This window comes from Bradyrhizobium sp. SZCCHNPS1003, assembly GCF_032381555.1.
Classification (GTDB): domain Bacteria; phylum Pseudomonadota; class Alphaproteobacteria; order Rhizobiales; family Xanthobacteraceae; genus Bradyrhizobium.
On record NZ_JAUHIU010000018.1, the window covers coordinates 49,523 to 62,453 of the forward strand.

At 67.1% G+C, this 12,931-nt stretch carries 9 protein-coding genes; 8 read left to right on the forward strand and 1 reads right to left on the reverse strand.

The features are described 5' to 3' along the window. The first annotated feature begins 164 nt into the window (after window positions 1-164). The 3 genes from QX126_RS26390 to QX126_RS26400 are packed head-to-tail and all read left to right on the forward strand — an operon-like array spanning window position 165 to window position 3,968. Window positions 165-659: a (2Fe-2S)-binding protein gene (locus QX126_RS26390; protein ID WP_315778413.1), complete on the forward strand. Its 495-nt coding sequence runs from the start codon at window positions 165-167 to the stop codon at window positions 657-659. Next, window positions 656-1,714, forward strand: a complete 1,059-nt coding sequence (locus tag QX126_RS26395; protein WP_315784720.1) for a xanthine dehydrogenase family protein subunit M — start codon at window positions 656-658, stop codon at window positions 1,712-1,714. The genes QX126_RS26390 and QX126_RS26395 overlap by 4 nt, the downstream gene beginning before the upstream one ends. Beyond that, on the forward strand, window positions 1,704-3,968 hold the full coding sequence (locus QX126_RS26400) for a xanthine dehydrogenase family protein molybdopterin-binding subunit (RefSeq protein ID WP_315784723.1): 2,265 nt from the start codon (window positions 1,704-1,706) through the stop codon (window positions 3,966-3,968). The genes QX126_RS26395 and QX126_RS26400 overlap by 11 nt, the downstream gene beginning before the upstream one ends. A gap of 74 nt (window positions 3,969-4,042) precedes the next feature. Here QX126_RS26400 and QX126_RS26405 read toward each other — a convergent pair whose 3' ends face one another. Further along, the gene (locus QX126_RS26405) at window positions 4,043-6,031 is read right to left on the reverse strand and encodes a methyl-accepting chemotaxis protein (RefSeq protein WP_315784726.1); all 1,989 of its coding nucleotides are present in this window, start codon (window positions 6,029-6,031) and stop codon (window positions 4,043-4,045) included. Window positions 6,032-6,317: 286 nt separating this feature from the next. Between QX126_RS26405 and QX126_RS26410 the strand changes: the two genes are divergently transcribed. From QX126_RS26410 to hemA, 5 genes are all read left to right on the forward strand, one after another. Beyond that, window positions 6,318-6,629 (forward strand): hypothetical protein, encoded by a 312-nt coding sequence (locus QX126_RS26410; protein WP_315735943.1) that lies wholly within the window; start codon window positions 6,318-6,320, stop codon window positions 6,627-6,629. Window positions 6,630-6,848: 219 nt separating this feature from the next. Next, window positions 6,849-7,583, forward strand: coding sequence for a porin family protein (locus QX126_RS26415; RefSeq protein WP_315784731.1), 735 nt, complete (start codon window positions 6,849-6,851; stop codon window positions 7,581-7,583). Window positions 7,584-7,825: 242 nt separating this feature from the next. Then, window positions 7,826-9,964, forward strand: coding sequence for a HAMP domain-containing methyl-accepting chemotaxis protein (locus tag QX126_RS26420; RefSeq protein ID WP_315784733.1), 2,139 nt, complete (start codon window positions 7,826-7,828; stop codon window positions 9,962-9,964). 191 nt (window positions 9,965-10,155) lie between these two features. Beyond that, the gene (locus QX126_RS26425; RefSeq protein WP_315784736.1) at window positions 10,156-11,214 is read left to right on the forward strand and encodes an MBL fold metallo-hydrolase; all 1,059 of its coding nucleotides are present in this window, start codon (window positions 10,156-10,158) and stop codon (window positions 11,212-11,214) included. A 209-nt stretch (window positions 11,215-11,423) separates the two neighbouring features. Continuing rightward, window positions 11,424-12,653 carry a 5-aminolevulinate synthase gene (gene hemA / locus QX126_RS26430; protein ID WP_315778420.1) on the forward strand — a complete coding sequence of 410 codons (1,230 nt, stop codon included), beginning with the start codon at window positions 11,424-11,426 and terminating at the stop codon, window positions 12,651-12,653. Window positions 12,654-12,931 lie beyond the last annotated feature (278 nt).

The window sequence follows — 12,931 nt, forward strand, 5'->3', positions numbered from 1 at the left end:
CCCCTTGCTAAACGGAGGAACCCTCCGTATAAATAGACCTGCCACCCGGGACAGCCAACCTTCCTGAGCTGTCGTCCCGCGGTCGCTGGATCTGGACGGACCACCGCTCGTAAGGCGGTGCCCGCTGCGATCCGATTAGGCCATCGCTTCGATCGGAACAACGCATGAATTGGACTGTCAGACTCACCGTCAACGGTGAGCCGCGAACGCTTGCGCTCGACGACCCCAGGGTCACCCTGCTCGACCTGCTGCGCGAGCGCCTCCACCTCACCGGCACCAAGAAGGGCTGCGACCGCGGCCAGTGCGGCGCCTGCACCGTCCTGGTCGACGGCCGCCGCATCGACTCCTGCCTGACGCTGGCCGTCAGCCTCGACGGCGCCGCGATCACCACCATCGAAGGACTTGCTCAAGGCGACCAGCTGCACCCGGTGCAGGCGGCGTTCATCGATCATGACGCCCTGCAATGTGGCTTCTGCACGCCGGGCCAGATCATGAGCGCGGTCGGGCTCATCAACGAAGGCCAGGCGGGCTCCGATCCCGAGCGCGTGCGCGAAGGCATGAGCGGCAATCTATGCCGCTGCAGCGCCTATGTCGGTATCGTCGAGGCGGTGCTCGACGCGCAGGCGACGCTCTCTGATACGAAGGAGCGCGCGGCATGAACCGGTTCGACTATGTGAAGCCGTCGAGCGTCGCCGAAGCGATTGCCGCCGCCGGCGCACCCGGCGCCGCCTATCTCGCTTCGGGCACCAACCTGCTCGATCTGATGAAGGGCAATGTCGTCCGGCCGGCGCGGCTGGTCGACATCTCGCATCTCGCCGAGCTCACGCGCATCGAGACGCTCGGCAATGGCGATGTCAGGATCGGCGCGCTGGTGCGCAATGCCGATCTCGCGCATGATTCAGGCTTCGCGCGCGACTTTCCGGCGGTGGCGGAAGCGCTGCTGTCCGGCGCGTCGGCGCAATTGCGCAATGCGGCCACCGTCGGCGGCAATCTGCTGCAGCGGACGCGGTGCGCCTATTTCTACGACCCGGCGTCGGCGTGCAACAAGCGCACGCCCGGCGCCGGCTGCGACGCCCGCGGCGGCGACAACCATCAGCACGCCGTGCTGGGCTGGAGCGAGGCCTGCATCGCCACCAATCCCTCCGACTTCTGCGTATCGCTCGCCGCCCTCGATGCCGTGGTTGAGATCGAAGGCAAAGCGGGCCGGCGCGAGGTCGCGCTGGAGGCGCTGCATCTGTTGCCCGGCAGCACGCCGGAGAAGGAGACCGTGCTCGCGTCGGGCGACATGATCGTCGCGATCCGGCTGCCGGCGGCTGCACGCGCCTTCGCCAGGCATGCGCGTTATCTGAAGGTCCGCGAGCGCAATTCCTACGCGTTCGCGATCGTCTCGGCGGCAGCCGGTCTCGTGATCGAGAACGGCAGCATCAAGCAGGCGCGCCTGGCGCTCGGCGGCGTCGCTGCCAAGCCATGGCGTGCCCACCAGGCCGAAGCACTGCTCGCAGGGCAGCCCGCGGATGCGCGCCTGTTCGAACGCGCCGCCGAGGCGGCGCTGCACGACGCAAAGCCCTCCGGCGACAACGCCTACAAGATCCCGCTCGCGCGCAGCCTGATCGTGCGCGCGCTGCAAGCCGCGAGCCAAGGCACGCCGTCGCGCATGCCGGCGCTGCCGGCCTCTCCCTTCTCCTCCGTTCCAGGAGTGCTTCATGACGCCTGAGCTCAATCTCTCCCGCGATCCCGCCCATATCAGACACGGCTCCAACATCGGCCAGTCGCTGTCGCGCGTCGATGGCCGCGCCAAGGTCACCGGCACGGCACGCTACGCCGCCGACAACAATCCGCCCGGCCTGCTCTATGCCGTGCTCGCCGTCTCCAGCATCGCGCGCGGCCGCGTCGTCTCGCTCGACGTCGAAGCCGCCAAGGCTCATCCCGGCGTGGTCGAGGTGATGACCTCCGCCAACCGGCCGCCGCTGCACGCCGATCCCGACGGCAAGCCTAATCCGTTCGCGTTCCGGTTCGAGGCGCTGCAGAACGATCGCGTGCGCTACGCCAACCAGCCGATCGCGCTCGTCGTCGCCGAGAGCCTGGAAGCAGCGACCGAAGGCGCCGCTCTGCTGTCCCCGCGCTACGAAGTCGAGCCGGCCCGCATCGGGCTCGACGCCAGCGACGCCTACGTGCCGCCTGTGGTCGGCATGGGATTTCCTGCCGAGAGCTACCATGGCGATGTCGAGGCCGCGCTGGCGGGCAGCGACAGGCAGATCACCGCGACCTATGAGACCCCGGCGCACTATCACAACGCGATGGAGCCGCATGCGATCGTCGCCGAATGGCAGGGCGATCGCCTCGTCATCGACACGCCGACCCAGGGCCTCGTGATGATGCGCGGGCGCCTCGCCGAGCTGTTCGGCATCGCGCCGGAGAGCATCCTGATCCGCAGCCCCTATCTCGGCGGCGGCTTCGGCGGCAAGGGCCTCATCGCGGGACCGCAGATCCTCGGCATCCTCGCCGCGAAGCTGACCGGACGTCCGGTGAAGCTCGTGGTGCGCCGCGAGCAGCTCTACGGTCCGTTCGGCCATCGCTCGCCGACCCGGCAGACGTTGCAGCTCGGCGCAAGCGGCGCGGGACAATTGTCGGCGATCCATCATCACGCGCGGATCGCGACCTCGAGCTTCGAGGATTTCTACGAGGCGGCGGCGCATGTCACGCACACGCTGTATACCGCGCCGGCGATCGCGACCACCTATGACGCGGTGCGCATGGACACCGGCACGCCGCTGTTCGTGCGCGCGCCCGGCATCGCGCCGGGCTCGATCGCGCTGGAAAGCGCCGTCGACGAGATGGCCGAGGCCTGCGGCCTCGATCCGCTCGCCTTCCGGGTCAAGAACTACGCCGAGGTCGAGCCGGCCACCGGCAAGCCGTTCTCGTCCAAGGCGCTGCGCGAGTGCTACACACAAGGTGCGGAGCGTTTCGGCTGGTGGGAGCGGCCGCTGAAGCCGCGCACGATGCGCGACAAGGACGGCTTCCTAGTCGGCTGGGGCATGGGCACGGCGACGTTCCATGCGCTGATGTTCGCAGGCCAGGCGCGCGCGGTGATCCGGCGCGATGGCAGCGGCGTGGTGGAGAGCGGCGCGCACGACATGGGCCAGGGCGCGTGGACCGCGTTCGCACAGATCGCCGCGGATTCTCTCGCGCTCGATCTCGACCAGGTCACGTTCAAGGCCGGAACGTCGGATCTGCCGGATGCCGGCATCGCCGGCGGCTCGGCCCACACGGCGACCGTGGGCACCGCGATCCACAATGCGGGAGCCGCGGTCATCGCGAAGCTTGCCGGGCTTGCGACGGCGGATGAGCGCTCGCCACTGTTCGGCGCCGGCAATGCCGGCGTGATCGCTCGCAACGGGCGGCTGCTGCGGCGCGACGATGACAGCCGCGGCGAGAGCTATGCCGACATCCTGGCCCGCGCCGGTCTCGCCGAGATCGAGGGCTCCGGCTCAGGCGTGCCCGATCCCGCCGCCAACGAGCAGTACGCGATGAGCTCGCATGGCGCCGTCTTCGCCGAGGTCAAGGTCGATCCCGATCTCGGCCAGGTCAGGGTGACGCGGATGGTCGGCGCGTTTGCGGCCGGGAGGATCATCAATCCGAAGCTGGTGAACAGCCAGCTCATCGGCGGCATGATCTGGGGCATCTCGCTGGCGCTGCACGAGGAGGCCGTCACCGACCGGCGCAGCGGCCGCATCATGAACGCCAATCTCGGCGAGTATCATGTGCCGGTGAATGCCGACGTCCCGGCGATCGAGGCGTTCACGGTCGAGGAGCACGATCCGTTCGTCAACCCGCTCGGCATCAAGGGCGTCGGCGAGATCGGCATCACCGGCTCCGCCGGGGCGGTGGCCAACGCAGTGGCGCATGCGACCGGCATTCGGATCAGGCGCTTCCCAGTGCGGATCAGCGATCTGGTCTCGCGCCAATGACGATGGCGCGTTGAGGACCGGCACGAAGCCTCCGTTCTCTTGGCCGAGAGCGGAGGCAAGCGACGGCGCTCCGTCTACGCCGCCTGCCGTGCGAAGGTCCGCCTGAACCACGCCAGAAACGCCTCGCGATTCTGGCCGGGGTCGAACTCGACATGCAGTGCGTCCTTGTCACGGGCGCAGACCCGATATTGCACGCGGCCGTCGAAGCCGCTGAACTCCATGACGCCGCGATCGCCGATGCCGGGCTCGGGATCGAACCGGATCCAGGCGCCGCCTTCGGAAATATCCACCAGATCGGCCTTCACCACGCCCTTGCGATCGTCGACGACCTTGATCGCCAGGCTGGACTTCAGCCGCGGCGACTGACGGCGATCAGCTTCGGCGGTCGCCGTCCTGACGGCCTTCACCAGCGTGGCACGGAGCGAGGTCAGGCCCGTTGCCACGGAGCCGATGGCGTTGCGCACCTCGGCGGCCCGATCGTTGACCATGCCGGCGTCCCTGCCGACATTGCCGATCTTGGACGACACGTCGCGCGCCGCTCTCGCCGACGACTGGACCGAGCGGCTGATTTCCTGGGTCGCCGCGTGCTGCTCCTCCATCGCCGCGGCGATCGAGGCTGCGACCTCGTCGATCTCGGAAATCTGGCTGCCGATGCCTTCGACGACGTCGACGGTCGCCTGCGTGGTGGTCTGCACCTCGCCGATCAGGCGCGAGATCTCCTCGGTCGATTTGGCGGTCTGATCCGACAGCGATTTGACCTCGGCCGCAACCACGGCAAAGCCGCGGCCGGCATCGCCGGCGCGCGCCGCCTCGATGGTGGCATTGAGCGCCAAAAGGTTGGTCTGCTCGGCGATGCCGCCGATCAGGTTGGAGACCTCGGCGATCTTGTCCACGGCCGCGGACAAGGAGAGCATCGTGTTCTTCGCCTTCTCGCGCTCCGTCACCGCCGATTTGGTGATCGTGCTGGCGCGCGCCACCTGGCTCGAGATCTCGCGGATCGCCGAGCTCAGTTGCTCGGCTGCCGACGAGACCGTCTGGGCATTGGAGAGCGACTGCTCCGACGCTGCGGCCACCGATTGCGCATCGGTCGACAGCTCCTCGGCCAGTTTCGAGAGGCCTGCGGCGACGGCCTCGACCTGGCGCGATGCGCCGGCCGCAGCTTCGACGGACGTCTCGGTCTCGCGCTCGATCACGTCGGCCATTTCGAGCATGGCGCGCTTCTTATGCTCCTCGGCGGCCAAACGGTCGCGCTCCTGCTTGTCGCGCAGGCTCGCATTCTCCAGCGCGTTGGTCTTGAAGATGCTCAGCGCGCCCGCCATCGCGCCGATCTCGTCGCCGCGTTCCGAATAGGAAATGTCGGCCGACAGATCGCCCTCGGCGATCCGCCGCATCAGGCCGGTCATGCGCGACAGCGGACGGACGACGCCGATCACCAGCCCGGACATGCCGGCGACGACCAGAGCCAGAACGATGCCGGACACGGTCCACACGACGATGGAGATGCTGCGATCCTGGGTCGCCGCCGTCGCCTCCATGTCCGAATTCAGCTTGTTTGCCTTGTCGACCAGCGTATCGATCACCGCGCGGTGGGCGGCGTAGGCTTCGGCCAGCCGGGCATAGGCGGCATCGGCCTTCGCCATGTCGCCGGAGCGCAGCGCCGGGATCAACTCGGCCTCCAGGGCCTGCCAGAATTTCCGAACCTCGCCGTCCGATCGTTCGACCAGCAGCGATTTCAGATCAGGCTGCAGCGCCGAGCCGGTCCAGAACGTCTTGCGATCCTCATAGTCCATCTTCAGTTGCGCCAGCTTCTTGACATGCGTGTCGAGATCCTTCGGCGTCCGGAGTGCGAGGGTCGCATCGAGATAGGCCTCGAGCACATATTCAGGCGGCGGCAGGATGTCGGCCACCAGATCATTGCCGAGCTTGATCTTGTCGTAGAGGGGCCCGCCGACCTTGAGCTCGCGCAGCGCATAGGCGCTGGTCAGCACGACCGCACCGAAGCCGAGCGCGAGCACAAGGCCAAAAGCCGCAATGAACGTGGAAATGGAGAGACGCATCTTCATGTCGGCGGCACATTCGCTGGAGGGTGGACTGCACCCGCCGTCGCCCCGCCGGAGCCCTCTCCGCTCGCTTGCATGGAGCTGGTCCGTCCGGAACGACCGGCATCGAGTCGTCAATTTGATCAGCGTGCACAACCTTTTCTCAGGGTAAGGTAAATTTCCGCCCCCGTAGAAATGCGGTCCGGCCCGACTCGATCGGGGGACGCAGGCGCTCCGCCCACTATGACCTGGCGCAAGGCGGCGGGAGGCGGATCTGCGAACATCCGCGCATCGCCGCTCAGGAGCCACCATGTCGAAACCCATCCCGGACAAGGCCGAGATCGCGCTCGAATATCCCGACAAGTTCTATGCCGGCACGTTCGAGCATTCCTCGCGGTTCGAAGCCCATCTCGAATCATCTGGCCTGGCATTGACCCTGGAGCGCCCCGGCCCCGAGGACGTCCGCAAATCGATCCATATGCATCTGAACTTTGGACTGCTCGCCGCGATCCTTCACGAGCTCGCCGCCGGCATCGCTTCGATGCCCAAGGACGACATCATCCATCGCGAGCAGCTGCGCGACGCAGTCGCGGCCTTGCATCGAGCTCTTAACGCGCCTTAACCGGTTGTGCCGCGACGGCACAGCAAGGCCCGGCGTCAGCTCCTGCTCCAGCCTTCGTTAGTGCATTGCTAACTACGCCAGAACCTTTGCCCGCAGAAGGTCGGGTTGGAGGCCAGTGTGCTGCGCGAGTGACAGCATTTTATTCGAAAGCGATCTATCTCCGATCCATCGACGGCGCGCGCTGCGCGAGCCTTGTTAGTTGAGTATCGGAGACCCGCCATGAAGAAGATCCTGTTCGCAACCGTTGCAGTCGCCGCGCTGGCCTCGGCCCAGTCCGCTGTCGCCGCCGATCTCGGCGCCCGGACCTATCCCTACGCCACCAAGGCGCCGCCGGCCTATGCCGCTCCGATCTACAACTGGACCGGCTTCTATCTCGGCGCCCATCTCGGCGGCGCGTTCTCCAGCGACAACAACTTCTCCGGCCTCGCCACCGGCAACAACTCCAACGGCCGCTTCCTGGGCGGCGTGCAGGTCGGCGCCGACTGGCAGTTCGCACCGACCTGGGTGATCGGCGCCGAGGGCCAGTACAGCTGGCTGAGCGGCAGCGTCGGCGCCGCCTTCCCCGGCGGCCTCGTCTACACCAACAGCCAGCGCGGCCTCGGCTCGATCACCGGCCGCTTCGGCTACACCTGGGGTCCGGGCCTGCTCTACGTGAAGGGCGGCTACGCCTATTCCGACAACAACGAGAAGGTGACGTTCGCCGGCACGCCGGTCGGCTTCGCAACCAACGGCGACCACCGCAACGGCTGGACCGTCGGCGCCGGCCTCGAATACATGTTCGCGCCCAACTGGTCGGCCAAGGCCGAGTATCAGTACTACAATTTCGGCAGCGCCACCTTCACGGCGCCCGCCGCGCTGGTCCCGACCGGCAGCTTCACCACCGACGACCACACCTTCAAGGCTGGCGTGAACTACCGCTTCAACTGGGGCGCTCCGCTCGCGGCCCGCTACTGATCCGCAGGCGTCAAATAACAACAAACGACGGGAAGGCCGGCAGCGATGCCGGCCTTTCTGTCATAGGTTATCGAAAGCGCGGCCCAACAATCCTTTCCGTCCTGTTAAATGCCGCACGGTGAAATGCGAAAATGCGAGAAAACCCAGCACTGCCCGAGTAGTTTCCCGGATTTGTTAACCGCCCGCCGCGATACTGCCTGCAAGCAACAGCTCCAAGTAGTGCATATCGGGGGACACCAGAGATGGCGATTCGGTTCAGCTTCAGCAGGGTGCTCGGAGTCCTGCGACCTGGATGGGGCGTCCGCGGCAGCCTGTTCGCAGCCTTCGCAGTGATCGCCGGCATGGCGATCGCGATCAGCGTCGCTGCGGGACTGATGCTGCGACACGTCGGCGGCACCATGGTCGAGCTCTCGGACCGCGAGATTCCGCGCCTCACGTCGAGCCTGCAATTGCTGGCGCAGAGCTCCGGCCTGGCCAGCCTCGGCCCGGCGCTGCTGCAGTCCCAGAGCGAGGACGCGCTCAACGATCGCCTGAAGAAGATGCAGGAGATCCAGAAGACCACGCAGGAGCGCCTGAGCGAGATCAGCGCGCTCGGCGCCGCGAAAAGCGTGGTGGCGCCGCTCGCGGAGACCATCAAGAACATCAACGAAGCCAATCAGAGCCTGGTGTCGGCCGCACGCGAGCGGCTCGAAGTGGCGGCCCTGCACAACAAGCAGTATGACGCGCTGCGCAAGGCGCAGGCGGACTTCACTGCCGCCGCCAACGAGCCGATGCTGGATGCCCAGACGCAGCTCAACGCCGTGCTCGGCGCAGCCGAGGTGTCGGCAGACGATGCAACGGCGGCCGCACGGTTCGTCGAACAGCTCGGCAACGTGATCGCGTCCGGCAACCTGCTGGTGGCGCAGATGGCCGCCGCGCTCTCGGCCAACGACAGCGACACGCTGGAGACGATCGAGCGGCAGTTCAAGGAGGCGCTGGCGCAGCTCAAATCCAATCTCGAATTGCTGCCGACCGGCCGCAGCACCAAGGCAATCCACGATGCCGCGCTGAAGCTCGCCGCGCTCGGCGAGGGCAAGGCCCGCGTGTTCAAGACGCGCGAGAAGGAGCTCGACGCCAACGATTACGGGCAGACCGTGCTGGAGGAGACGCGAAAGCTCAATGTCGGTCTCGACATCAGCGTGCAGCAGCTCGTCGAAGGCGTGCGCAAGTCGACCGAAAGCGCCACCAGCACGGCGGGCCGTGACATCGAGCTCGCAACGCTCGGCATGGTCGGTGCCGGCGCAGCCACGCTGCTCGGCTCGGTGCTGTTCGTCTGGCTCTATGTCGGCGGCAACATCCTGCGCCGGATCAAGCGGCTGCAGCAGGCGATGCAGACGCTGTCGAGCGGCGATCTCGACACCGAGATTGCGGCCTCGAAGCAGCGCGACGAGATCGGCGCGATGGTCGACACCCTGCAGGTGTTCCGCGACAACATGGTCCGTGCCCGTACCCTGGCCGCCGAGCAGGACCGCGAGAATGCCGCCAAGGCCGAGCGCGCCGCGCGCATGGAGGCGCAGATCGCCACGTTCGAGGCGACGGTGCGCAGCGCCCTCGGCACGCTGCAGAACTCCGCCACGGCCATGCAGGCGACCGCGCAGAGCATGTCGCAGACCGCCGACCAGTCCAACTCGCTGGTCAATGCGGTCGCGGCGGCTGCCGAGGAGACCTCGGTCAACGTCCAGACCGTGTCGGCCGGCACCGAGCAGTTGTCGTCGTCGATCGCGGAGATCAGCCGCCAGGTCGTGACCTCGGCCCAGATCGCCAAGAAGGCGGTCGAGGAAGCCGGCGCCACCGACTCGACGATGCAGGGACTCGCCGACAATGCGAGCCGCGTCAGCGTCGTCGTCGACCTGATCCAGGCGATCGCCTCGCAGACCAACCTGCTCGCGCTCAACGCCACCATCGAGGCGGCGCGCGCGGGCGAGGCCGGCCGCGGCTTCGCGGTGGTCGCGCAGGAGGTGAAGAGCCTGGCGAGCCAGACCGCCAAGGCCACCGACGAGATCCGCACCCAGATCGCAGGCATGCAGCAGGTCGCCTCGTCGGCCGTGTCGGCGATCCGCAACATCGGCGAGACCATCGCCGAGATCGACAACGTCACCACCGCGATCGCCGCCGCCGTCGAGCAGCAGGGCACCGCGACGCACGAGATCGCCCGCAACATCCAGCAGGCGGCCTCCGGCACCACCGAGGTCTCCAACAACATCACCGGCGTCTCCAGCGCCTCGGCCCAGGCCGGCACCTCCGCCAACGAGGTGCTCAGCGCCTCGGAGGCGCTGCGCCGCGAGGCCGACACCTTGCGCGCCGAGGTCGATTCGTTCCTGACCAACATCCGGGCGGCGTAGTTGCTACTCGCCGGTCATTCCGGGTTCGAGGCCTGCGGCCTCGCCCCGGAATGATGGGGGCGTGGCGAAGCAGAAGGCGTCGAGGCAGGTCATGCTGGCGCGACCCGAAGCACCTTCCGTACCCCGGAATGCCGTCCAGCCATGTGTTTTTCGGCTGGCGCTCGCCCGCAGCGGCCGTTAATCGATGAGGCATGACGAAGACAGACACCGTTCACTCCTCCGCCGAAGCCCTGCGCTATCCCTGGGAGCAGCATCCCGGTGAGGACCAGGTCGTCGAGGTCGCGCCCGGCGTGCTGTGGCTGCGCCTGAAGCTGCCGTTCCGCCTCAACCATGTGAACATCTATCTGCTCGCCGATGGCGACGGCTGGGTCGCGGTGGACTCAGGCTTCGGCAATGAGGAGTCGATCGCCGCCTGGACGCGGCTGCTCGATGGCCCGCTCAAACACGTCAAGATCAGTCGGCTGATCGTGACGCATTCGCATCCCGACCATGTCGGGCTCGCCGGCTGGATCGTCGAGCGCTTCAACTGCCCGCTGGTGATGTCGCAGGTCGAGTACCTGCAGTCGGTCTATCACCAGAACCGCGGCACCGAGGAGCGTCGCGATGCCCAGCGGCTGTTCTTCCGCCGCCACGGCATGGACGAGACCCTGACCGACAAGCTGCTCGGCCGCGGCCAGGAATATCTGCAGCGCGTCTCGGTGCTGCCGGCCTCTTACCGCCGCATCTCCCATGGCGACGAGATCCAGATCGGCAGCCGGCGCTTCAAGGTCATCACCGGCGGCGGCCACGCGCTCGACCAGGTCATGCTGTATTGCGCCGCCGACAAGTTGTTCCTGTCCGCCGACCAGGTGCTGAGCAAGATCTCGCCCAATGTCAGCGTCTGGGCGGTCGAGCCGGACCAGAACTCGCTCGGCGAATATCTGGCCTCGCTGGCGAGCCTCACCACCACCCTGCCCTATGACGTGCTGGTGCTGCCAGGCCATGGCGTGCCGTTCTACGGGCTGAAGACGCGCATCAAGCAGCTCGCCGACCACCACGAGGAACGCTGCCGGATGATCGCGGACGCCTGCCGCGACGAGCCGAAGACCTCGGCGCAGCTCGTGCCGGTCGTGTTCCACAAGCACGTGCTCGACCCGCACCAGATGGGCTTTGCCGCCGGCGAACTGATCGCCCACGTCAACTACATGCTGGTCGAGGGCCGGCTGACCAGCCAGGACGTCGACGCCGTGCTGCATTATCGCACCACCTGAGGCTGCGAAGCCGTGCCGCCGCCGCGTCGCCGCAATCCGGGCGCCGTTCGGCCGAGATCACTCCTCCCTTGGACAAATCGCCCAATTCCCGCCGTGGGATTCCGGCTCGACAGCCGCTCTGGAAACGCTCTAAGAAGACCTCACGCCACGCATGCCGCGAGGTCTTCACTTTAGATGCTGCACTGCAGCGCGCCAGTTCGGGTTTCGTGATGGACTACAGCCAGTACTTCAGTGCCGCCCTCGGTCGCCTGCATGATGAGCGTCGCTACCGTGTCTTCGCCGATCTCGAACGCATCGCCGGCCGGTTCCCGCATGCGACCTGGCACTCGCCGAGCGGACCACGCAATGTCGTGATCTGGTGCTCCAACGACTATCTCGGCATGGGCCAGCACCCGAAGGTGGTCGGCGCGATGGTCGAGACCGCGACCCGCGTCGGGACCGGCGCCGGCGGCACCCGCAACATCGCCGGAACCCATCATCCCCTGGTGCAGCTCGAGGCCGAACTCGCCGACCTCCACGGCAAGGAAGCGGCGCTGCTGTTCACCTCCGGTTATGTCTCCAACCAGACCGGCATCGCCACGCTCGCCAAGCTGATCCCCGACTGCCTGATCCTGTCGGACGCGCTGAACCACAATTCGATGATCGAGGGCGTGCGCCAGTCCGGCTGCGAGCGCCAGATCTGGCGCCACAACGACCTCGGCCATCTCGAAGAGCTCCTGATCGCGGCCGGCCCGAACCGGCCGAAGCTGATCGCCTGCGAGAGCCTGTATTCGATGGACGGCGACGTCGCGCCACTGGCGGCGATCTGCGATCTCGCCGAGCGCTACAACGCGATGACCTATGTCGACGAGGTGCATGCGGTCGGCATGTACGGCCCGCGCGGCGGCGGCATCGCCGAGCGCGACGGCGTCATGCACCGCATCGACATCCTCGAAGGCACCCTCGCCAAGGCGTTCGGCTGCCTCGGCGGCTACATCGCCGCGAAGGGCGAGATCATCGACGCCGTGCGCTCCTATGCGCCGGGCTTCATCTTCACGACCGCGCTGCCGCCGCCGATCTGCTCGGCCGCCACGGCTGCGATCAAGCACCTGAAATCGTCGAGCTGGGAGCGCGAACGCCACCAGGACCGCGCCGCGCGGGTGAAGGCGATCCTTAACGCCGCCGGCCTGCCGGTGATGACCAACGACACCCACATCGTGCCGCTGTTCGTCGGCGATCCCGAGAAGTGCAAGCAGGCCTCCGACCTGCTGCTGGAAGAGCACGGCATCTACATCCAGCCGATCAACTACCCGACCGTCGCCAAGGGCGCCGAGCGCCTGCGCATCACGCCCTCGCCCTATCACGACGACGGCCTGATCGACCGCCTCGCCGAGGCCCTGCTGCAGGTCTGGGAGCGGCTGGGCCTTTCGCTGCACAAGAAGGCGATGGCGGCGGAGTAGCCCTTCGTAGCCCGGGTGAGCGCAGCGACACCCGGGTTCGCCTCGGCAGCTCATAGGACCCCGGATATCGCTCCGCTCATCCGGGCTACGCGCGCCCGCGGCTGAGCTGGCTACGCGATCACCTCACGCGCCACTGCGCTCCCCTCCCCCTTGCGGGGAGGGGTCGGGGGTGGGGGTTCCCGGGGGTATGAACCGGGCTGAGTCCTGACAATTCAGACCGGGTTGATTCCTGACAGGCAAGCTTCGTCCGATTCGAAGGAGGATCGGTCGATGCCTTT

Excerpts from the sequence above, each read along its gene's own strand:
- QX126_RS26390 (WP_315778413.1), top strand. The coding sequence starts at position 165 with ATGAATTGGACTGTCAGACTCACCGTCAACGGTGAGCCGCGAACGCTT.
- QX126_RS26395 (WP_315784720.1), top strand. The coding sequence starts at position 656 with ATGAACCGGTTCGACTATGTGAAGCCGTCGAGCGTCGCCGAAGCGATT.
- QX126_RS26400 (WP_315784723.1), top strand. The coding sequence starts at position 1,704 with ATGACGCCTGAGCTCAATCTCTCCCGCGATCCCGCCCATATCAGACAC.
- QX126_RS26405 (WP_315784726.1), bottom strand. The coding sequence starts at position 6,031 with ATGAAGATGCGTCTCTCCATTTCCACGTTCATTGCGGCTTTTGGCCTT.
- QX126_RS26410 (WP_315735943.1), top strand. The coding sequence starts at position 6,318 with ATGTCGAAACCCATCCCGGACAAGGCCGAGATCGCGCTCGAATATCCC.
- QX126_RS26415 (WP_315784731.1), top strand. The coding sequence starts at position 6,849 with ATGAAGAAGATCCTGTTCGCAACCGTTGCAGTCGCCGCGCTGGCCTCG.
- QX126_RS26420 (WP_315784733.1), top strand. The coding sequence starts at position 7,826 with ATGGCGATTCGGTTCAGCTTCAGCAGGGTGCTCGGAGTCCTGCGACCT.
- QX126_RS26425 (WP_315784736.1), top strand. The coding sequence starts at position 10,156 with ATGACGAAGACAGACACCGTTCACTCCTCCGCCGAAGCCCTGCGCTAT.
- hemA (WP_315778420.1), top strand. The coding sequence starts at position 11,424 with ATGGACTACAGCCAGTACTTCAGTGCCGCCCTCGGTCGCCTGCATGAT.